The following is a 20,544-nucleotide window of genomic DNA, read 5'->3' on the forward strand; positions in this document are numbered from 1 at the left end:
CGCTCCACCGTATCCCGCGCAGCACCTGCCCCCGCCCCGCGCGCGCTCGTGCCCAGGGCAGGGCGAGCGCGCGTATGATTTCGGTATGCCTAAAAATGCTGGCGGCACGGTAGCGGATGCGGCGCGGACGCCGGCAGCACCCGCCCGGCTGGCGATGTTGCTCGGTCCCGCCATGGTCGCCGGCGTTGCCTACCTGGATCCGGGCAACGTGGCGAGCAATATGACCGCGGGCGCCCGGTTCGGGTACCTGCTGGTCTGGGTGGTGCTCTCGGGCAACCTGATGGCGTGGCTGATCCAGTACCTCTCCGCGAAGCTCGGGATCGTGACCGGGCAGAGCCTGCCGGAGATCCTCGGCAGCCGGTTCAAGCATCCGTTTCTGCGGCGGTTGTACTGGCTGCAGGCGGAGCTCGTCGCGATGGCGACCGACCTCGCGGAGATCATCGGCGGTGCGGTTGCGCTCTACCTGCTGTTCGGGCTGCCGCTGCTGCTCGGTGGCGTGATCACGGGCACGGTCTCGATGCTCGTGCTGACCGCGCAGGCCCGGCGTGGGGCACAGAGCTTCGAGCGGGTCATCGTCGCAATGCTGTGCGTGATCACGATCGGGTTCACCGCCGGGGTGTTCTTCGCCCCGCCGGACCCTGCGAGCGTGCTCGCCGGCCTCGTGCCGCGGTTCGAGGGCAGCAACTCGGTGCTGCTCGCGGCGTCGATCCTTGGTGCGACGATCATGCCGCACGCGATCTACGCGCACTCCGCCCTCGCCCGCGACCGGTTTCCCGGTGCCCACGACCGGCCGACCACGCACCGCCTGCTCTGGGCCACCCGCTGGGATGTGACCCTCGCGATGATCCTCGCCGGCACCGTCAACGTGGCCCTGCTCGTCGTCGCCGCCTCTGCGCTGCAGGGCATTCCGGGAACCGACTCGCTTCCGGGCGCGTATGACGCCCTGAAGTCGAGCCTCGGGCCGATCGTCGCGACGGTGTTCGCGATCGGCCTGCTCGCATCCGGGCTCGCCTCGACCTCCGTCGGCGCGTACGCCGGTGCCGAGATCATGCACGGGCTGCTGCAGCTGCGCTTGCCGCTGCTCGTCCGTCGCCTCGTCACGCTGATCCCGGCGCTCATCATCCTCGGCCTCGGCCTCAACCCGACCGAGGCCCTCGTGCTGAGCCAGGTCGCGCTCTCCTTCGGGATCCCGTTCGCACTGATCCCGCTGGTCTGGCTGACCTCGCGGCGGAGCCTGCTCGGCGAATACACCAACCGCTGGTTCACGACGCTGGCCGGGATCATCACCGCCATCCTGCTGGTCACGCTCAACGTCGTCCTGCTCGTGCTGATCTTCACCGGAGCATAGGGAGCGGCTCATGAAACACAACGGCACGAGCACCCCGGCGTCTGAGGACTACCTCAAGACCATCTATGCGCACACCGAGTGGCAGCCGGAACCGATCACCCCCTCGGCTCTTGCAGCCCGGCTCGGGATCGCTCCCTCCTCGGTCACGGAGATGGTGAAGAAGCTCGCGGCCGCCGGCCTCATCACGCACGTGCCGTACGGGCCTCTCTCCCTCACCCCCGTCGGGCTGCTGCGCGCGAGCGCGGTCGTGCGACGGCACCGCCTCATCGAGACCTGGCTCGTGCGCGAGATGGGCTACGACTGGGATGAGGTGCACGACGAGGCCGAGATCCTCGAACACTCCCTCTCGGACCGGCTGCTCGACGCCATCGACGAACGCCTCGGCCGGCCGGCGGTCGACCCGCACGGCGACGCGATCCCCGCGGCTGACGGCTCCGTCACCGCGCGCGCCGGGCTCGTCGCGGCCGCAGCCGGCCCCGGCCTCGTCGGCGTCGTCCTGCGGATCAGCGACCGGGATCCCGTCGTGCTCCGAGGCCTCGCACGCGACGGCATCGGGCCGGGAACCGTGCTCGCGCTGCTGGGACCGGGCGTCGTGCGACTGCTGAACGGCAGCATCCGCCACCTGACCAATGCGGAGGCCGCGTCGATCTGGCTCGATGCGGAGCCCACCGACGAGCCCCGCGCGGAATCGAAGCGATGACACCGACCAAACCCCGGAACGCTACTCTGGAGGGGAACCCGAGGAGCGCCGAATGACACGCCGTGACGAGATCGAATGCTGGCTCACCGACATGGACGGGGTGCTGGTCCACGAGAACAGCCCGCTGCCCGGGGCCGCCGAGCTTCTGCAGCAATGGAGCGACGCGGGAACGCCGTTCCTCGTGCTGACCAACAACTCCATCTTCACGCCGCGTGACCTGAGCGCCCGGCTGCGCGCCTCAGGACTCAACGTGCCAGAGGAGCGCATCTGGACCTCGGCCCTCGCGACCGCCGACTTCCTGAAGAGCCAGATGCCCGGCGGAACGGCCTTCGTGATCGGAGAGGTCGGCCTGACGACGGCCCTGCACGAGGCCGGGTTCATCATGACGGAGACGAACCCCGACTACGTCGTCGTGGGCGAGACCCGCAACTACTCCTTCGAGGCCATCACCAAGGCCATCCGCCTGCTGCTCGCCGGTGCGCGCTTCATCGCGACGAACCCGGATGCGACGGGGCCGAGCGCGGACGGTCCGATGCCCGCGACGGGCGCCATCGCCGCTCTCATCTCGAAGGCGACCGGCATGGAGCCGTACGTCGTCGGCAAGCCGAACCCGATGATGTTCCGCTCGGCGATGAACAAGATCGGCGCGCACTCGGAAAACACCGCGATGATCGGCGACCGGATGGACACCGACATCGTCGCCGGCATCGAGGCCGGCTTGTACACGCTGCTCGTGATGACCGGGATCAGCGACGAGGCCGAGGTCAGCCGTTACCCGTTCCGCCCGGACGAGATCATCTCCGGCGTCGACAAGCTCGTGTCCCTCGAACCCGTCGAGTCCGACGAGATCTAGCCCACCCCGCGTCACCCCGCGTCGCCCATCCGGTTGGCGCGTTCCGAATTCAGGAGTTGAGCGCGTCCCCACCCGGACAGGCCGGATACGCGGCACTCGTCTGGGGCCCGGCCTCGGCTCGCAGGGCTCGACTCCTGGATTCGGCACAGCGACGAACGAGGAGCCGGGAGTTCCTGCGGCTAAGCGGTCGGGCCGGGGCCGGCGAGGCTCCCGGTGATGCCGTCGCCGGAGGACCGGCTCACGAAGCAGAAGTACTGGTGCGGGGCATCCGCCCACTGTGCAGCAGTGATCGGGTAGCTGCCCTGAACCTGCACATCGGGATACGCCGCCGCAGCGGTGAGGTCGATCACGCCGGGCGCGCTGCAGAGCAGGTTGATCTGCGCAGCAAGCGCCGCCTCGCCGGGGAACGGAGTCGTCGCGTCCCCGGGGAACAGACCGCGATAGACGAGCTGCGCCTGGTGCGGGGCCGCGCAGTCGGCGACCGTGAAGGTCTCCTCCCACGGGGAGACGTAGGGCTGCAGGCATTCGCCGCCGAACAGGGTCTGCCAGGCGTGCACGCCGACCGGCTGCGCGGCGGTGGGCGCCGGGGTCGGCGTGGGGGTCGGCGTGGGGGTGGGGGTCGGCGTCTCCGAGGCTGTGGCGGCGACGGTTGACGCCGGGGAGCCCACGAGGCGCTGGCCGAGCAGGAAGAGGCCGACGAGAACCACGAGGACAAGCAGGCCGACCGCGGTCCAGATCAGGGGTTTCGGCAACCCGCTGTGCCCGGCGGATGCCCCGCCGGGACCATGCCCTGAACCACCGTTCCCGGAGCCGCCCGAACCGGAGCCCCCGTTCCCGGAGCCGCCGACGGTGGGACCATTCGTTCCGGGCCTCTTCGGTCCGGAACCAGGTGTCGACTCTGAACCGTTTGTCCCTGATCCGCCCGTGCCTGCCGCGGCTGTTCCTGGGTCGCCGGGGGGCGTTCCCTTCGAGCGACGCGAAAAGAAGCCGGCAGCGGAGGCTGCGGGGGCGGGCGCATTCGCGACGCCCGGTGCAGCGAGAACCGTCGTCGGGGCAGCGGCCGTTGCGCCGGCGGCGGTGTCGGCGGCGGTGTCGGCGGCGGTGTCGGCGGCGGTGTCGGCGGCGGGCTGGAACAATGCATCGAACGCGCTCAGCGCCCCCGCCGTCTCGCCGCCGACGACAGCCGGAGGGTCGGCCGGGTGCCCGACAGAATCGGCGAGCGGAGCCTGAGGAGTGAAAACCTCGGTGTGGGCGAGTCCGGAATCGGCCCACGGGTCGCTCTCGACCGGGAAGGGAACGATCGGAGCCGGGAGCAGCGGCAGCGCCGCAGCCGGAGCCGCACTCGCTGACGCGACAGACGCCGCGGCAACCGCGGCGGCGGCACTCGCGGCGGCGGCCTCGAACACGGCGCGCTCGGCGGCGGCCTCGGTCTCGATCTCAGCTCGGGCCGCGGATGCGACGGCGTCCGCACGCTCGGCGGCAGCTTCGGCAGCAGCATGCTCTGCGGCGGCGGCGGCAGCGGCAGCTCGCGATGCGGCTTCGACTTCGGCGGCACGCTCGGCGGCCTCGGTCCCCGCGCGCGCGGTGGCTGCGGCAGTCGCGGCGGTGAGGGCTGCGGCGGCACGAGCAGCAGCGGCAGCTGCACCGGCGGCGGCGGACGCACCGGCGGGCGGCGTGATGACGGGTGCCTGGGCGGCGGCGCGACGCCCGCGGAGCCGGAAGTGCGACGGCGCAGGCACCACGGGCAGGGGCTCGGGGATGGGCTCCGGCTCGGGCAGGTTGCGAGCCGGGTACAGGGTGCCGCGTCCGTCGGCGGTGGCGGCGCGGTCCGCGGCGACTTCTTCGGGCGTGAGCACGAGCGGCGACCGCGCGGGTGTGGTCCACCAGGGTTCGAGCGGTGCGTCCGGCCGGATGCCCCGGTCGGCCCCCACGACCGGCGAGCCTTCGGTGGGGCCCGGGTTCGGAGTCGCGGCAGCGCCGCCGGTCGTCGCGAGTGGGCGAGCGGACGGATAGAAGATGTCGCCGGGGACGTAGCCGGCGGAAGCAGCAGAGCCTGCGGACGCGGAGGCTCCTGCCGCTGCCGGACCGGCAGGGACAGAACCGGAAGAGGGCTCGATACCCGCAGGAGACCCTGTCGTCGAGGCCGCAGGGGCCGGCGGGGTGATCGGGGCAGGAGTCAGGCCGGCCCGTGCGGGAAAGGACGTGGCGCCGGCAGCGCGCGGCCGGAACACGGCCGGCTCGACCACAGAAGGCTCGCCCACGGGTACCGGCGAGTGCACGGCGGGAGTCGGAGCGAGCGGCGGAGCAAGCGGCGGAGCAACCGGCGGCGCAACCGGGGCGGATGCCGCCGGCTTGACCACGGTCACGGCGGCGGTCGCCGTCGTCGGCTTGAGTCCCCACAGGAACGCGGGCGCCGGAGTTTCAGGATCCGATGTCGTACCGGCACCAGAGGCGTCGCCGGAACGGGAAACCCGGCCGGGGGCATCCGCTGGGGCACCCTTCGCCCGGCGCGGGCGACGCATCACGAAGTCGTCCGGCAGGGTCGGCTTGGTGCCGTCGCCGAGCTGGGAGGCGAGCCAGTCGATTCCTTCTTCGCCGCTCCCCGACTGGTCTGGCATTAGTTCAGCCCCAGGTCCTCAAGGCCGATGGCGGCGAAGTAGGGGTAGCCGGCCGCTTCGATGACTTCGCGGGCGCCGGTGTTGCGGTCGACGACGACCGCGACGCCGGCGATGATCGCGCCGACCTTGAGCAGGGCTTCGACGGCCGCGAGCGGGGATCCGCCGGTGGTCGAGGTGTCCTCGAGCACGATCACGCGCTTGCCGGCGAGGTCGGGGCCCTCGACCTGGCGGCCGCGGCCGTGGTCCTTGGGCTCCTTGCGCACGACGAACGCGTCGTAGGAGAGGCCGCGGGCGACACCCTGGTGCAGGATCGCCGCGGCGACGGGGTCTGCGCCCATCGTCATGCCGCCGACGGCGGTGACGTCGGGCACACCGGCGATGAGGTCGATCATGACCTGGCCGATCAGCGGGGCGACCCGGTGGTCGAGGCTCACCTTGCGGAGGTCGACGTAGTACGTCGCCTTCTTCCCGCTCGTGAGGGTGAAGTCACCGTGGAACACGGCCTCAGCCGAGATGTAGTCAATGAGCTGCTGCCGAATGTCCGTCACGGATCAACTGTATGCCATTCGGGATTGGCGACGCCTGCCCCGGCCCGGGGGACGGGGAGGCGTCACGCAGGGGTCAGAAGCCGCGAACGAAGGTGCGCTGTTCGGGCATGTGGCGGTAGCCGTCATTCTGCACATCGACAACAACGCCAACAATGGACGCGACAACGATCAGGGAGAGCACGGCAATGAGAACGAACACGAGGGGGCCTTTCAACCAGGGGTGGATGTCGGTGATACGGAGGCACTGCTGCACGTGTTCGACGTATTTATTTGACCACCTCTAACCATGCAGCACAATCGCATTGTCCTGTACTCATTGTGTAGCGTAGCTACATGGACATTCAGCGGCTCGAACTGCTCAGGGAACTGGCCGAACGCGGCTCGATCACCGAGGTCGCGCGGGCGACGCATCGCACGGCATCCGCCGTCTCCCAGCAACTCAAAGTGCTCGAGCGCGAGGCCGGGGTGCGCCTCACCGAGCGCCGCGGGAGGGGCATCGTTCTGACGGATGCCGGGCGCGCGCTCGCCCGCAGCGCCACCGATGTGTCGGTCGCGATCGCCCGCGCCACCGCCGTCTGGCACGAGTTCCGGAACGACGCCTCCGGAGGGGTCAGCGTGGTCACCTTCCCGACCGCCGGCGAGATGCTCCTGCCCGGGGCCATGCTGCAACTCGCCGACCGGCCCGGCCTCGTGGTCACGTGCACCGACCTCGACCCGGAGCTCCGGGACTTCCCTGCGCTCACGGCCGACTACGACATCGTGCTCGCGTACAGCCTGAGCGGCCAGCGATCCTGGGGCGGGCGCGGCCTGACGGTCGTTCCGCTCATGACGGAGCCGATCGACGTCGGGCTGCCCGCCGATCACCGGCTCGCCGGCCGCTCCTGGCTCGCCCCGGCGGACGTGATCGACGAGACCTGGATCGGGGTGCCGGACGGGTATCCCTTCGAGCGGATCCTGGACGAGATCGAGGAGCGCACCCCCGGCCACGTCACTGTCGCCCAGCGATTCGCCGACATGAGGCTCATCGAGGCGTTCGTGACGGCAGGCCTCGGGATCGCCCTCGTGCCGCGCTACACGTGGGGAGGCGGCCAACCGGGGCGGGTGACGCTCAAGCCGTTGCGCGGGGTGGACGCCGAGCGGCAGATCGTTGCGCTGATGCGCCCGGACCGCGCCGAGCGCCTCGCCGTACGCACGGTCGTCGACGTGCTCCGCACCCAGGCCGCCAGCGTCCAGCAGGCCCACACCGCCCCATCCGCACCCACTCCGTCTCCCTCTCCCTCTCCCTGAGAAGCCGCGCCCACCCCTCACGCGAGAGTACGAAATGTGCCCGTATTCGCGCCATTTAGGGGCACATTTCGTACTCTCGCGGAAGAGCGGACGCGAGCAAGCGGGAGGGGAGGGGCTAGGGGAGGGAGAGGACCTCGTCGTAGATCGCCAAGGCTTCGGCTGCCTCGGCGTCGGTCACGACGCACGGGGGTACCACGTGGATGCGGTTCTCGGCGATGAAGGGCAGCAGTCCGCGGGCGAGCAGCCCGGCCTTGATCTTCGCCATCACTCCGGCTCCCACCGGTTCCCTGGTCGCGCGGTCCGCGACCAGTTCGAGCGCCCAGAACACGCCGACGCCGCGCACCTCGCCGATGATCGGGTGTCGCTCCGCAAGCTCCGCGAGCCCCGGCGCGAGCACGTCCCTCCCGATCCTGGCCGCGTTGTCGACGATCCCCTCCGCCTCCATCGCGTCGAGCGTCGCCACGATCGCGGCCATGGCGAGCGGATGCCCGCTGTAGGTGAGTCCGCCGGGGAACACGGTCGTGTCGAAGTCGTTCGCGATCGAATCCGGGATGATCACCCCGCCCGCGGGCACGTACCCCGAGTTGACGCCCTTCGCGAAGGTGATCAGGTCGGGCACCACGTCGTAGAGATCGAGGGCGAGCCAGCTGCCGGTGCGGCCGAAGCCCGCCATCACCTCGTCGAGGATCAGCAGGATGCCGTAGCGGTCGCACAGGGCGCGCACCCCCGGCAGGTACCCGGGCGGCGGCAGCAGCACGCCCGCGGTGCCCGGGATCGTCTCGAGCAGCACGGCGGCGATCCCGCTCGGCCCCTCGCTCTGGATCACGCGCTCGAGGTGCCGCAGGGCGCGCTCGCACTCCTGCTCCGGGGTCGTGGCCCAGAAGTCGCTGCGGTAGAGGTACGGGCCGAAGAAGTGCGCGTGCCCGCGCGCGAACTCGTTCGGCACCCGGCGCCAGTCCCCCGTCGCGACGATCGCGGCCCCGGTGTTGCCGTGGTACGAGCGATAGGTCGAGAGGATCTTGTCGCGACCGGTGTGCAACCGGGCCAGCCGGATCGCGTTCTCATTCGCATCCGCCCCGCCGTTGGTGAAGAACACCTTGTGGAAGCCGTCGGGCGCGCGGGCGACGATGCGGCTCGCGGCCTGGCCGCGGGTGAGGTTGGCCGTCGCGGGCGCGACCGTGGCGAGCAGGCCGGCCTGTTCGACGATCGCGCGCACGACGGCCGGATGCTGGTGGCCGATGTTGAGGTTGACCAGCTGGCTGGAGAAGTCGAGAAACGTGGTGCCGGAGTGGTCCCAGACCCGGGTTCCGAGCCCGCCGGCGAGGACGAACGGGGTGCGTCCGCCGCCCTGGGCCGACCAGGAATGGAACACGTGGGCGAGGTCGAGGTCGACGGTGAGTTCGTCGAGCCGATCGGTATCAGTCACAGCGGTTCTCCTTGTTCTCGCACCCGGGCTGCCATTCTCAGATCTTCGCGGCGGGCGCTGTGTTGAGCGCCGGGATGATGCTCTCACCGTACACACGCAGGGTCTCTTCCTTGTTGTCGTGTTGCAGGTACCCGGCGAACTGGTCGACACCCAGCTCGCGGAGTGCCTCGAGCTTCCTGATGTGATCCGCTTTGGTGCCGAGCACGCAGAACCGGTCGACGATCTCGTCGGGGACGAAGTCGGCGTGGGTGTTGCCCGCGCGGCCGTGCTGGTTGTAGTCGTAGCCCTCGCGCCCGGCGATGTAGTCGGTGAGGGCGCGCGGCACCGCGGAGTCGGCGCCGTACTTGGCGACGATGTCTGCGACGTGGTTGCCGACCATGCCGCCGAACCAGCGGCACTGGTTGCGCATGTGCTCCCAGTCCTCTCCGATGTACATCGGGGCGGCGACGCAGAATTTCACGGATGCCGGGTCCCGGCCTGCCGCTGCCGCCGCCTTCCGCACCGTGCTGATCATCCACTCGGCAACGTCGAGGTCGGCCATCTGCAGGATGAATCCGTCCCCGACCTCTCCCGTGAGCTTGAGCGCGAGCGGCCCGTACGCGGCGACCCACACCTCGAGGGAGCTGCCGAAGCTCCACGGAAAGCGGAGGGTGGCGCCGTTGTACTCGACGGCGCGGGAATTGCCGAGCTCGCGGATGACGTGGATCGCCTCCCGCAGGGTCTTGAGCGTCGCGGGGGCGCCGTTCGTGACGCGCACGGCGGAGTCGCCGCGCCCGATGCCGCAGATCGTGCGGTTGCCGTACATCTCGTTGAGGGTCGCGAAGGTCGATGCGGTGACGGTCCAGTCGCGGGTGGACGGGTTCGTGACCATCGGCCCGACCATGATCTTGCGGGTCTCGGCGAGGATGCGGCTGTGGATCACGTACGGTTCCTGCCAGAGCAGGTGCGAGTCGAAGGTCCAGACGTGGCTGAAGCCGTAGGCCTCTGCGAGCTGCGCGAGCTGCACGACCCTGGCCGATGGCGGGTTGGTCTGCAGCACTGCTCCGAAGTCCATGGGGTTCCCTGCGCTCTGTCGGTGGTGGGCGGTGGGTGGCGGATGCCTGGCCGGCGCGCCTAGATCAGGTACTGGCTCAGGCCGCGCGGCAGGTACCGCCCGTCGCCCTTCGCCCCGAGGTAGCTGTTGCCGTCGACGATGACCTTGCCCCGGCTGAGCACCGTGTCGACGTGCCCGTCGATCTCGTACCCTTCCCAGGCGGAGTGGTCCATGTTCATGTGGTGGGTCTTGCCCAGCCCGATCGAGGTGTGCCCGGCCGGGTCGTAGACGACCACGTCGGCATCCGCCCCCGGCTGGATCACGCCCTTGGTGCCGTAGAGGCCGAACATCCGCGCCGGGGTCGTCGAGGTCAGCTCGACCCAGCGTTCGAGGGTGATCCGCCCCTCGACGACGCCCTGGTAGAGCAGGTCGAGGCGGTGCTCGACCGAGCCGATCCCGTTCGGGATCTTCGAGAAGTCGCCGAGGCCGAGGTCTTTCTGGCCCTTCATGCAGAACGGGCAGTGGTCGGTCGAGACGAGCTGCAGTTCGTTGGTTCGGAGGCTCTGCCAGAGCTCCTCCTGGTGCCCCTCCGCGCGACTGCGCAGCGGCGTGGAGCACACCCACTTCGCGCCCTCGAAGCCCGGGGCGCCGAGGTTCTCCTCGAGCGAGAGGTAGAGGTACTGCGGGCAGGTCTCCCCGAAAACGTTCTTGCCGCGGGAGCGGGCCGCCGCGAGCTGCGCGACGGCCTGCTTCGCGCTGACGTGCACGACGTACAGTGGCGCCCCGGTCAGGTCGGCGAGCATGATCGCCCGGTGGGTGGCCTCCTCCTCGAGCTGCCAGGCCCGCGCGATGCCGTGATAGTACGGGTCGGTCTTGCCCTCTGCGAGGAGTTGACCGACGAGCACGTCGATCGCCGGCCCGTTCTCGGCGTGCATCATCGTCATGAGCCCGGTCTCCGCCGACTTCTGCATCGCCCGGAGGATCTGCGCGTCGTCGGAGTAGAAGACGCCCGGGTAGGCCATGAAGAGCTTGAAGCTCGACACGCCCTCGGCGAGCAGCCCGTCCATGGCCCGCAGCGAGTCCGTGTTGAGGTCGCCGATGATCTGGTGGAAGCCGTAGTCGATGGCGCAGTTCCCCGCCGCCTTGTCGTGCCAGGTCGCGAGGCCGTCGAAGACACGCTGCCCGTAGCTCTGCACGGCGAAGTCGATGATCGTCGTCGTGCCGCCCCACGCAGCGGCGCGGGTGCCGGTCTCGAAGGTGTCTGAGGCCGCGGTGCCGCCGAACGGCAGCTCCATGTGGGTGTGCGCGTCGATGCCGCCGGGGATCACGTACTTCCCGGTCGCGTCGATCACCGTGTCGGCGGATGCCGCGACGTCGAACCCGAAAATGGCGGAGCCGGGGGCGAGCACCGCGACGATCTTCTCGCCGTCGATGAGGACATCCGCTTCTGAACGGCCGGTCGAGCTGACCACAGTGCCGCCCCGGATCAGGGTGCGCCCCACCCGGGCGCTCATGCGCGGGCGATCGGGTCGTAGGAGTCCGGCCTGCGGTCGCGGTAGAACTGCCAGGAGTTGCGCGTCTCGCGGATGAGGCCCAGGTCGAGGTCGCGGATCACGATCTCGTCGGTGTCGGTCGAGGCGATGGCGCCGACGTAGTTGCCGCGCGGGTCGACGAAGTAGGAGCTGCCGTAGAAGGTGACGGCCTCGTCGCCGAATTCCTCGGTTTCGGTGCCGATCCGGTTGTTGGCGCCGATGAAGTACTGGTTGGCGACCGCCGCGGCCGGCTGTTCGAGTTCCCAGAGCCGGTTGGACAGGCCGGGCTTGGTGGCCGAGGGGTTGAAGACGATCTCGGCGCCGTTCAGGCCGAGGATGCGCCAGCCCTCCGGGAAGTGCCGGTCGTAGCAGATGTAGACGCCGATCTTGCCGACCGCGGTGTCGAAGACCGGGTAGTCGAGGTTGCCGGGACGGAAGTAGAACTTCTCCCAGAACTGCGGGAGGTGCGGGATGTGGTGCTTGCGGTACTTGCCGAGGTAGCTCCCGTCGGCGTCGATCACGGCGGCGGTGTTGTAGAGCACGCCTGCCTGCTCCTCCTCGTAGACCGGAAGCACGATCACGATGTGGTGCTCTGCGGCGAGCGCCTGGAACCGTTCGACGAGGGGGCCCGGAACGCTCGTCGCGTAGCCGTAGTACTGGGGGTCCTGGATGATGCCGAAGTAGGGGCCGTGGAAGAGCTCCTGGAAGCAGATCACCTGCGCTCCCTGCGCGGCCGCCGAGCGTACGAATCCCTCGTGCTTGGCGATCATCGACGCTTCGTCGCCGGTCCAGGTGGCCTGGGTGATCGCGGCTCTCACAATGTTCCCGCCCTTGCCGGCCGCATCCGCGCGGATCTTCGCGCTGGCCGGGGTATTGGATCCGTCGGACATGTCTGCCTCCACCAAGTCACTACTGCGAGATAACTGAAACGTCCGCCGAAACGTCCGGCGTGCTGAGTGCGTGTGGATCATCCTGTCGCCCAACGGGCCGGGAGGCAAGCACTCAGCGAAACCGTTATCCGGCGCTGGTACCATTCAGAAAGTCCCGCCCGGCCACCGAAGGTCTCATGACACGTCTCCCGTTCTTCCGCGGGCCCCGCGCTTCTCGCGCCTGGCCGGCGCTCATTGCTGCCACGGCGCTCACCGCCCTCCTCGGAGGCTGCGCGACCACGAGCCCGATTCCCGCAGGCCCCGCCCCGGATGCGGTCACGGCCAGCCCCACCCCAACGTCGAAGCCGGCCTACCCGCTCACGATCGAGAACTGCGGCACGACGGTCACGGTCACGAAGGCCCCGAGCCGGATCGTGTCGATCAAGTCCTCGGCCACGGAACTTCTCCTCGCGCTCGGCCTCGGCGACAAGATCGTCGGCACCGCGTTCCTCGACGGTCCGCTCCCGCAGGCGCTCAGCTCGATCGGCACCAACCTCAAGGTCGTCAGCGACTTCCTGCCCAGCCAGGAGGCCGTGCTCGCCCTGAACCCTGATTTCGTCTTCGGCGGGTGGGAGTCCAACTTCGCCGCTGACGGCGTCGGCACCCGCGACACCCTCGCCGCGGTCGGCATCGGCAGCTATGTCGCGCCGTCGGCCTGCAAGGGCGCCGACCAGCCCAATCCGCTCACCTTCGACACCGTCTTCGGGGAGATCACCCAGGCCGGCGCCGTTTTCGGGGCCCCCGAGGCAGCCGCACGGCTCGTCGCCACCCAGCGCAAGGAGCTCACGACGCTCTCCCCCGCGACGACGAAGACCTCTGCGCTCTGGTATTCGAGCGGCGTCGACAGCCCGTACGTCGGTGCCGGGATCGGTGCGCCGCAGATGATCATGGATGCCGCCGGACTCACGAACGTCTTCGCGAGCGTGAAGGACACCTGGACCTCCGTCGGCTGGGAATCCGTCGTCGCTGCCGATCCGAGCGTGATCGTGCTCGTCGACGCGACCTGGAACACGGCAGAGTCGAAGATCAAGACCCTCGAGACCAACCCCGCGACGAAGAACCTCACCGCGGTGAAGAACAAGCGGTACATCACCCTCCCGTTCGCTTCGACGGAGGCCGGCATCCGCAACGTCGAGGCCGCGGCAACGACGATCGACCAGCTGGCCGACCTCAACTCGCTGAGCAAGTAGTCGGTGACTGCGGGCACGGACTCCGTGGCGGGACGGACCCGGCCGGCCGCATCCGCTCGCCGGAACGGCCGCTTCGGGCTGTGGCTCGCGCTCGCCCTGGCCGCGCTTGTGCTCGTCTCCGCGCTGGCCGTGACGATCGGGCCCGCTCCGGTGAACCTGGCGGATGTCGCAGGCAGCCTCGCGGCGCACCTCGGCTTCCCGCACTCCGGCACGGTGCCCGTCCTCACTGACGCGATCGTCTGGCAGCTGCGGCTCCCCCGGGTGCTGACCGCGGCGTTCGTCGGTGCGGGCCTCGCCCTGAGCGGCGCGGTCATGCAGAGCGTGACCCGCAACCCGCTCGCCGACCCGTACCTTCTCGGGCTGTCCTCAGGGGCGTCGCTCGGCGCGGTCTGCGTCGTGATTCTCGGCGTCGGGGTCGCACTCCCGCTCGCCGCCTTCGCCGGCGCACTCGCCGCGCTCATCGCGACGCTCTCCATTGCCAGGGTCGGCGGAACGATCACGCCCGGCCGGGCCGTACTCGCCGGCCTCGCGATCGCCCAGCTCGGCGCGGCGGGCACCTCCTTCGTGATCTTCTGGTCGGCCAAGGGCGACTCCTACCGGGAGATCCTGAACTGGCTGCTCGGCTCCCTCGCCGGCAGTTCCTGGGCCACGGTCCTCATCGCCGGGAGCGCGCTCCTCCTCGCCGGCACCGGGCTCGTGCTCGCCGCGAGCCGGCTGGACGCCTTCGCCTTCGGCGACACCGCCGCGGCCTCGCTCGGAGTCGACGTCAACCGCACCCGGTGGGCGCTCCTCGGCACGGTGGCACTGCTGACCGGGGCGATGGTCGCCGTGAGCGGTGCGATCGGGTTCGTCGGGCTGATCCTCCCGCACCTCGTGCGCGGGCTCAGCGGGCCGGGGCACCGCAGGCTGCTGCCGCTCGTCGCGGTATATGGCGCGGTGTTCCTCGTGATCGCGGACACCCTCGCCCGAACGGTCTTCGACCCGCGCGAGCTGCCGGTGGGCATCATCACCGCCCTGATCGGGGTTCCGGTGTTCATCGCGCTGATCAAGAGCCGGAAGTCCGTTTCATGGGTGTAGTCATCGAGCGGGTGTCGTTCCGCGTCGGCGGGCGCACGATCCTGGACGACGTCTCCGCGATCATTCCGACCGGCTCGGTGACGGGCCTGCTCGGCCCGAACGGCGCGGGAAAGTCCACACTGCTGCGCCTCATCGCGGGCCTGCACACCCCGACGAGCGGGCGGATCACCCTCGACGACGCACCCCTGGCGACCCTCGGCCGACGCGAAACCGCCCGCCGGATCGCCCTCCTCGAGCAGAACGCGAGCCCCACGATCGACCTGCTCGTGCGCGAGGTCGTCCTCCTCGGTCGTATTCCGTACCGCTCCGGAATCTTCGGCGGCTTCGACGGCGCCGAGGACCTGCGCATTGTCGCCGAATCGCTCGCCCAGGTCGGCGGCACCGACCTCGCCGACCGAAGCTGGGGCACTCTGAGCGGCGGCGAGCAGCAGCGGGTGCAGATCGCCCGCGCGCTCGCCCAGCGGCCGAACCTGCTCCTGCTCGACGAGCCGACCAACCACCTCGACATCGGCGGCCAGCTCGGTCTGCTCGCCCAGGTGCGGGACCTCGGCCTCACCGCCGTCCTCGCCCTGCACGACCTCAACCTCGCCGCCGCATACTGCGACCAGATCCTGTTGCTCGCCGACGGCCGCCTGGCAGCCGCAGGCACACCCGCCGATGTCCTGGTCCCAAGAGTCATCGCCAAGGTCTACGGCGTCGACAGTTTCGTCGTCCCGCACCCCCGCGGCGGGCATCCGTCCCTGCTCTTCGCCCCCTCACCCCCCGCCCCGCCCGTTCGCGAAAGCGGGTGAATCGTCGTTATGACCCATCGAAAACGACGATTCACCCGCTTTCGCGGCAGCAGGACGACAGCAGGAGGATAGGGACATGACGAAGATCACGGTACTGGCGGGCGGGATCGGCGGGGCCCGGTTCACGCGGGGGCTGCTGCACTACCTCGCGGCGAGCGACCCCTCCGCGCGGGTGACGGTCATCGTCAACACCGGCGACGACATGTGGCTCGATGGCCTGCGGATCTGCCCCGACCTCGACACGGTGATGTACACCCTCGGCGGCGGCATCAACGAGGAGCAGGGCTGGGGCCGCCCGGACGAGTCCCGCCGCACCTCGGCCGAGATCGCGGCGTACGGGCGCGGCTGGTCGTGGTTCACGCTCGGCGACCTCGACCTCGCGACCCACATCGTGCGCACCGACCTGCTGCGCTCCGGCTCCACCCTGAGCGAGGCGACCGCGTTCCTCTGCGAGCGCTGGCAGCCCGGAGCCCGCCTCCTGCCGATGAGCGACCAGCCCGTCGAGACCCATGCGCGCCTCGCAGCGGATGCCGACGAGCACCGCGCCGGGGACCTGATCCATTTCGAAGAATGGTGGGTCCGGTATCGGGCGAGCGTGCCGGTCAGCCAGTTCGTGCAGCGCGGGCTCGACACGGCGGAGGCCGCGCCCGGCGTGCTCGAGGCGATCCTGGAGGCGGACCTCGTGATCCTGCCGCCGTCGAACCCCGTGGTCTCGATCGGCACGATCCTTGCGATCCCGGGCATCCGTGACGCCCTGCGATCCACGCCCGCCCGCGTCGTCGGCGTCTCGCCGATCATCGCGGGAGCCGCCGTCCGCGGCATGGCCGACGCGTGCCTCCAGACCATCGGCGTCGCCACGACCGCTGCGGCCGTCGGCCTGCACTACGGCGCCCGGTCCACCGGCGGCATCCTCGACGGCTGGCTCGTCGACGAAACGGATGCCGCGGCGCTGCCCGCTCTCGCGGCCGCCGGGATCCGCTCACTCGCGGTGCCGCTTTGGATGCACGACCTGGACACGACGGCGGAAATTGCGGCAACATTGTTCCGGATCGCGTCGCCTGCGCGGGGGATACACTAAGTCAGGCTAATTATTCTTCAAGCTAACTAATTTGCCCCCGGTTCAGCGCTCGATTCCGGTCGGCCTACCGGAAGGACCCTACTGTCATGCCCGCACATCTCGACTCCGCGTTGCACGGCGGCTCGATCACCGCCGTCGTCGGAGCTGTCCCCGGCATGCCGGCATACGTCGCCGCGCTCATCGTCGGCGCCATCATCGTCGCGGCCGCCGTCGCGATCGTTCTGATCGTCGTGCGGCACCGCGCAGCGCGCCGCAGCGCAGCCAGCGCCTCCACTGGGTCCGGCTCGACCGACACGGCCAGCGCGTCCGGCGCGGCCTCGGATGCCACGGGCACCCCGGGCCACCCGGCCGGCGCGGCCCCGACCACCATCGGGAACGCCCCGGGCAGCACCCAGACGACCGCACCCGGCTCCGATGCCGTCCACGCTCCCGCTTCGGCCGGAACGCCGGGCGCATCCGCTCTCGCCTCGGCCGCCGTATCCGCCCCGGCGCCGTCCCTGGTGCACCCGAGACATGAGCCCGTCGTCATCAGCACGCCGCACCCCAAGCGAAAACTCGCCACGATGACGATGCCGCTCACCACGGCGATCCCGATCGTGCCGACCACCTCAACCGGCTCGGTGTCGACCGGCAAGAAGACCGTGCTCGACTACATCGACGAGCGCACCATCGTGCTCGACGTCGAGGAGACCGACCGGGACCGGATGATCCGCACCCTCGCCGGCATGATGAGCACGACCGGGCGGATCACCGACGTGGGGCTCGTCGCCCAGGCCGCGTTCCGCCGCGAGACCCACGGCACCACGAGCATGGGCAACGGCATCGCGATCGCGCACGCCAAGTGCGACTCCGTCGTCGCCCCGGTGCTCGCTTTCGCGCGCAGCAAGCACGGCATCGACTGGAACTCAGCGGACGGCGAGAAGGCGACGCTGATCTTCATGATCGCCGTGCCCAAGGCCTCGGCAGGAACCGAACACCTCCGGGTGCTGTCCCAGCTCTCGCGCTGCCTCGCGAAGCCGGCGTTCCGCGCCGCGATCCAGTCCGCGCAGACCCCGGCCGCCGTGCTCGAGGCCCTCGCGATCAGCGCCAACCTCAAGAAGCCCGAGCAACCCCAGCCCTAGCCCGATCCGGCCGTCATCCCAGCTCCAGCTCCAGCTCCAGCGATCGTCAGTCTTCCGAATTCAGGAGTTGCGGCCGCCAGACTGCAGCACTTCCCGGAGCAGTGCGGCGGGGGCGGGCACCGCGGGCGCAACTCCTGAATTCGGCACGCCCACTGTCGAAGGTGACGCTCGGTCGTGTCTGCACGCGCGGCTCAGGCGCGGGCGCGGATGCGGGGGGCCAGGTCGCGCTCGAAGGCCGTCAGGAACCGCTCCTGGTCGTGGCCGGGCGCGTGGAAGACCAGGTGGTTGAAGCCGGCATCGATGTACTCGCCGATCGCCGCGACCGTCTCGTCGGGGTCAGAGCCCACGATCCAGCGCTTGGCGACCTGCTCGATCGGCAGGGCATCCGCGGCCGCCTCCATCTCCGACGGGTCGGTGATGTCGTGCTTCTGCTCGGGCGTGAGCGACAACGGGGCCCAGAACCGGGTGTTCTCGAGCGCGAGCGCCGGGTCGGTGTCGTAGGAGAGCTTGATCTCGATCATCCGGTCGATCGTGGCCGCATCCCGCCCGGCCTTCTCCGCGCCGGCCGCGACAGCCGGTAACAGCTTCTCGGTGTAGAGCTCCATGCCCTTGCCCGAGGTGCAGATGAAGCCGTCCCCCGACCGGCCCGCATAGCCCGCCACGAGGGGTCCGCCCGCGGCGATGTACACCGGGATGCCTCCCTCGGGTCGGTCATAGATGCTCGCGTCATGGGTGCTGTAGTACTCGCCCTCGAAGCTCACCTTGTCCTCCGACCAGAGCGCGCGCATCAGCGCGATCGACTCGCGCAGCCGGGCGTAGCGTTCCTTGAACTCGGGCCAGTCCTGGGCGCCTGCGCCGCGGAACCCGGTCGCGATCTCGTTGAGGGCCTCTCCCGTCCCGACACCGAGCATGATCCTGCCCGGGTAGAGGCAGCCGAGCGTCGCGAAGGCCTGGGCGATCACGGCGGGGTTGTACCGGAACGTCGGCGTCATCACCGAGGTGCCGATCTGCACCCGTGTCGTGCGCTCCCCGACGGCCGCCATCCAGGCCAGAGAGAACGGGGCGTGGCCGCCGGTGTGCCGCCAGGGCTGGAAGTGGTCACTCACCGCGACCGATTCGAAACCGTGCCGCTCGGCGGCGACGGCGATCTCGACCAGCTCACGCGGGGCGAACTGCTCGGCGGAGGCCTTGTATCCGAGTTTCAGAGGAAGCATGATGCTCATTTCTCGAGGGGGCGATCGGGGGACGGAACCAGGGCTGCGGGCGGTGGGACGGGCGACTCCTGCTGGGCCGAGTCCTGCGGGGCGGCGGATGCTGCGGTGAGCAGGGCGGACGTGTACGGTCCGGCACCCAGTCGTTCGACCAGGGCCAGGTCGGCCGGGGTGTCGACGTCGCGGCGGATTCCGGACCCGGCCGGCAGCGTGAGCGGAACGTGCCCGGCTGCCTCGTGCGCCGCGCGTGAGCCGGAGCCGAAACGCGGGCTGATCGGCACCCCGGCGAGCGCGAGCAGGGTCGTGGTGCCGGTCCGGTCGGCATCCGGCACCATCGACCGCTCGTGGTGGGCAGCAAGCGCGAGCGTCCGTTCGACGTCATCCGCGGTGAGGGCAGGCAGGTCTCCGGTGATGACGGCGCGGTGCGCAGCGGGGAACTCCGCAGCGGCCGCGGCCAGTCCCACGTCGATCGCGGCGTTGAGCGGGTCGACCGGGTCCCGAACCTCGGCGACGATGTGCGCGCCCAGGCGGGCGAGTCGCGCGCCGAGGACGGTGTCCCCGGTCACGACGAAGACGGCAAGGACCGGGGCGGCTGCGGCGAGGGCAGCAACGGTGTCGAGGGCGAACGCGTCGGCGAGCTCGGCACGGTCCGGGCCGGCGCCGCCGAGGCGTGTCTTCGCGCCAGGGTTTCCCTTGACCGGAACCACGACCACCCAGCTCACGGCAGGTCGGCTTCCGCGGCGGTGAGTCCGGCGGCCAGTCCGGCCGCGTAGCCCCTGGTGTAGCCGAGGGCCTCGGCCTCCGCGCTGCCGAGCCGGAACATGTCGGTCTCGCTCGGGCGCAGCAGAATAGCCGCCCCGCGATCGACAACACCCGATCTGGCGGTGACGGGGTCAGCGGCCGGGAGCGGCAGGACCAGCCGGCCGAGCCCCCGGATCACGGCGACCGGGTTGCCGCTCGCCTTGCCCTTGACGAGGTCGGCGGCGCCGGCGATCTCGTCGCCGACGGCGGGCGCGGTGACGTTGAGGAGTTTGCCGGCGGCATCCGTCGTGCCGCGCAGGTCGTCGAGCACGGCGACGCCGGCCGCGCCGATCGCGATGTCGGTCTGGCCCTCGCGCCAGGGGCGCCCAGCGGTGTCGGTGATGATGACACCGAGGCGGAGCCCGGTGCGTGCCCGCACCGCGGCGCAGAGGGCGCGGGCGGAGGCATCCGGATCGGCCGGAAGGAGCAGCACGAAGCCCTCGGGGGTGTTGCTCGCGTCGACGCCGGCCGCGGCCATCACGAGGCCCTGCCGGTTCTCGACGATGCGGGTCACGCCACCCGGGTACGCGCGGGTCGCGACGACACGCACGGTCTCCTCGGTGATCGCCTGCTCGCGGTCGGCCGCCGCGCGCAGGCGGCCCTCGGCCTTGGAGACGATCTTGCTCGTGACCGCGAGGATGTCGCCGTCACTCAGCAGGGTGCCCCCAGCGACTCCGGCGGCCGCGACTTCTGCAGCGGCGAGGATCAGCCCGGCGAGGTCGGCGCCCGCCGCGACCTCGGGAATCCCCTCGAGGGCGAAAACGCTCAGTTCGCCGCGCACCGGTCCCGCTTTCCGCTCATCCTTCGATCCTGTCACGTCCCGTAACCGCCCGGAGGTCCCGGCTCTTCCCGACTCGTCGCAGATCGAAGTTCCCACGTCACGTGAACGTCGATGTGCGACACCTCACGAGCCACCCTCGTTCGCGGGGCGAAATAAAGTTAGTTAAGCTTATGAAATTGAGCTGCGGTGTTCACGGAGATTCCGGTCGACCTCGGCCCGG

The 20,544-nt window shown here is 70.2% G+C and carries 19 protein-coding genes; 10 read left to right on the forward strand and 9 right to left on the reverse strand.

Annotated features, from left to right (window positions below; genetic code table 11):
• Positions 1-85: 85 nt before the first annotated feature.
• Genes E3O39_RS15650 through E3O39_RS15660 form a run of 3 tightly spaced genes read left to right on the forward strand, consistent with a single transcriptional unit; the run spans position 86 to position 2,901 of the window.
• A complete protein-coding gene (locus E3O39_RS15650; RefSeq protein WP_134446207.1) occupies positions 86-1,348 on the forward strand; it encodes an Nramp family divalent metal transporter in 1,263 nt (420 codons plus the stop codon).
• Between the two features lie 10 nt (positions 1,349-1,358).
• The gene (locus E3O39_RS15655) at positions 1,359-2,048 is read left to right on the forward strand and encodes a metal-dependent transcriptional regulator (protein WP_134446206.1); all 690 of its coding nucleotides are present in this window, start codon (positions 1,359-1,361) and stop codon (positions 2,046-2,048) included.
• Between the two features lie 52 nt (positions 2,049-2,100).
• Positions 2,101-2,901 (forward strand): HAD-IIA family hydrolase, encoded by an 801-nt coding sequence (locus tag E3O39_RS15660; protein WP_134446205.1) that lies wholly within the window; start codon positions 2,101-2,103, stop codon positions 2,899-2,901.
• Between the two features lie 179 nt (positions 2,902-3,080).
• Here the strand turns inward: E3O39_RS15660 and E3O39_RS15665 are convergent, their stop codons facing one another.
• Both E3O39_RS15665 and pyrE read right to left on the reverse strand, forming a co-directional pair.
• Positions 3,081-5,519, reverse strand: coding sequence for a hypothetical protein (locus E3O39_RS15665; RefSeq protein WP_134446204.1), 2,439 nt, complete (start codon positions 5,517-5,519; stop codon positions 3,081-3,083).
• Positions 5,519-6,067, reverse strand: coding sequence for an orotate phosphoribosyltransferase (pyrE, locus tag E3O39_RS15670; protein WP_134446203.1), 549 nt, complete (start codon positions 6,065-6,067; stop codon positions 5,519-5,521). The genes E3O39_RS15665 and pyrE overlap by 1 nt, the downstream gene beginning before the upstream one ends.
• Between pyrE and E3O39_RS15675 the strand changes: the two genes are divergently transcribed.
• Together E3O39_RS15675 and E3O39_RS15680 are read left to right on the forward strand one after the other, a co-directional pair.
• A complete protein-coding gene (locus E3O39_RS15675) occupies positions 6,057-6,341 on the forward strand; it encodes a hypothetical protein (RefSeq protein ID WP_134446202.1) in 285 nt (94 codons plus the stop codon). The genes pyrE and E3O39_RS15675 overlap by 11 nt on opposite strands.
• 59 nt (positions 6,342-6,400) lie before the next feature.
• A complete protein-coding gene (locus tag E3O39_RS15680; protein WP_134446201.1) occupies positions 6,401-7,354 on the forward strand; it encodes a LysR family transcriptional regulator in 954 nt (317 codons plus the stop codon).
• A 115-nt stretch (positions 7,355-7,469) separates the two neighbouring features.
• Here the strand turns inward: E3O39_RS15680 and E3O39_RS15685 are convergent, their stop codons facing one another.
• The 4 genes from E3O39_RS15685 to E3O39_RS15700 are packed head-to-tail and all read right to left on the reverse strand — an operon-like array spanning position 7,470 to position 12,235.
• Positions 7,470-8,780 (reverse strand): aspartate aminotransferase family protein, encoded by a 1,311-nt coding sequence (locus tag E3O39_RS15685; protein ID WP_134446200.1) that lies wholly within the window; start codon positions 8,778-8,780, stop codon positions 7,470-7,472.
• Between the two features lie 37 nt (positions 8,781-8,817).
• Complete coding sequence (locus E3O39_RS15690; protein ID WP_134446199.1) at positions 8,818-9,834, reverse strand: TIGR03842 family LLM class F420-dependent oxidoreductase; 1,017 nt, start codon at positions 9,832-9,834, stop codon at positions 8,818-8,820.
• Between the two features lie 59 nt (positions 9,835-9,893).
• The gene (gene hydA / locus E3O39_RS15695) at positions 9,894-11,315 is read right to left on the reverse strand and encodes a dihydropyrimidinase (RefSeq protein ID WP_134446374.1); all 1,422 of its coding nucleotides are present in this window, start codon (positions 11,313-11,315) and stop codon (positions 9,894-9,896) included.
• A gap of 8 nt (positions 11,316-11,323) precedes the next feature.
• Positions 11,324-12,235 (reverse strand): nitrilase-related carbon-nitrogen hydrolase, encoded by a 912-nt coding sequence (locus E3O39_RS15700; RefSeq protein ID WP_134446198.1) that lies wholly within the window; start codon positions 12,233-12,235, stop codon positions 11,324-11,326.
• A gap of 176 nt (positions 12,236-12,411) precedes the next feature.
• Here E3O39_RS15700 and E3O39_RS15705 point away from each other — a divergent pair, with 176 nt between their 5' ends.
• The 5 genes from E3O39_RS15705 to E3O39_RS15725 all read left to right on the forward strand — a co-directional run bounded on the left by E3O39_RS15705 (position 12,412) and on the right by E3O39_RS15725 (position 17,531).
• Entirely contained in the window at positions 12,412-13,464 is a 1,053-nt protein-coding gene (locus E3O39_RS15705) for a putative F420-0 ABC transporter substrate-binding protein (RefSeq protein ID WP_134446197.1), read from the forward strand.
• A 3-nt stretch (positions 13,465-13,467) separates the two neighbouring features.
• Positions 13,468-14,541, forward strand: a complete 1,074-nt coding sequence (locus E3O39_RS15710; protein WP_198413455.1) for a putative F420-0 ABC transporter permease subunit — start codon at positions 13,468-13,470, stop codon at positions 14,539-14,541.
• On the forward strand, positions 14,532-15,332 hold the full coding sequence (locus tag E3O39_RS15715; RefSeq protein ID WP_134446196.1) for an ABC transporter ATP-binding protein: 801 nt from the start codon (positions 14,532-14,534) through the stop codon (positions 15,330-15,332). The genes E3O39_RS15710 and E3O39_RS15715 overlap by 10 nt, the downstream gene beginning before the upstream one ends.
• Before the next feature lie 76 nt (positions 15,333-15,408).
• Entirely contained in the window at positions 15,409-16,410 is a 1,002-nt protein-coding gene (cofD, locus tag E3O39_RS15720; protein ID WP_134446195.1) for a 2-phospho-L-lactate transferase, read from the forward strand.
• Between the two features lie 86 nt (positions 16,411-16,496).
• Complete coding sequence (locus E3O39_RS15725) at positions 16,497-17,531, forward strand: PTS sugar transporter subunit IIA (protein WP_134446194.1); 1,035 nt, start codon at positions 16,497-16,499, stop codon at positions 17,529-17,531.
• Between the two features lie 191 nt (positions 17,532-17,722).
• Here the strand turns inward: E3O39_RS15725 and fgd are convergent, their stop codons facing one another.
• The 3 genes from fgd to cofE are packed head-to-tail and all read right to left on the reverse strand — an operon-like array spanning position 17,723 to position 20,360.
• Positions 17,723-18,745 (reverse strand): glucose-6-phosphate dehydrogenase (coenzyme-F420), encoded by a 1,023-nt coding sequence (fgd, locus tag E3O39_RS15730; RefSeq protein WP_198413456.1) that lies wholly within the window; start codon positions 18,743-18,745, stop codon positions 17,723-17,725.
• A gap of 5 nt (positions 18,746-18,750) precedes the next feature.
• On the reverse strand, positions 18,751-19,464 hold the full coding sequence (gene cofC, locus E3O39_RS15735; RefSeq protein WP_134446193.1) for a 2-phospho-L-lactate guanylyltransferase: 714 nt from the start codon (positions 19,462-19,464) through the stop codon (positions 18,751-18,753).
• On the reverse strand, positions 19,461-20,360 hold the full coding sequence (gene cofE / locus E3O39_RS15740; RefSeq protein ID WP_241975476.1) for a coenzyme F420-0:L-glutamate ligase: 900 nt from the start codon (positions 20,358-20,360) through the stop codon (positions 19,461-19,463). The genes cofC and cofE overlap by 4 nt, the downstream gene beginning before the upstream one ends.
• Positions 20,361-20,544 lie beyond the last annotated feature (184 nt).

This window comes from Cryobacterium sp. MDB2-A-1 (assembly GCF_004402675.1).
GTDB lineage: Bacteria > Actinomycetota > Actinomycetes > Actinomycetales > Microbacteriaceae > Cryobacterium > Cryobacterium glucosi.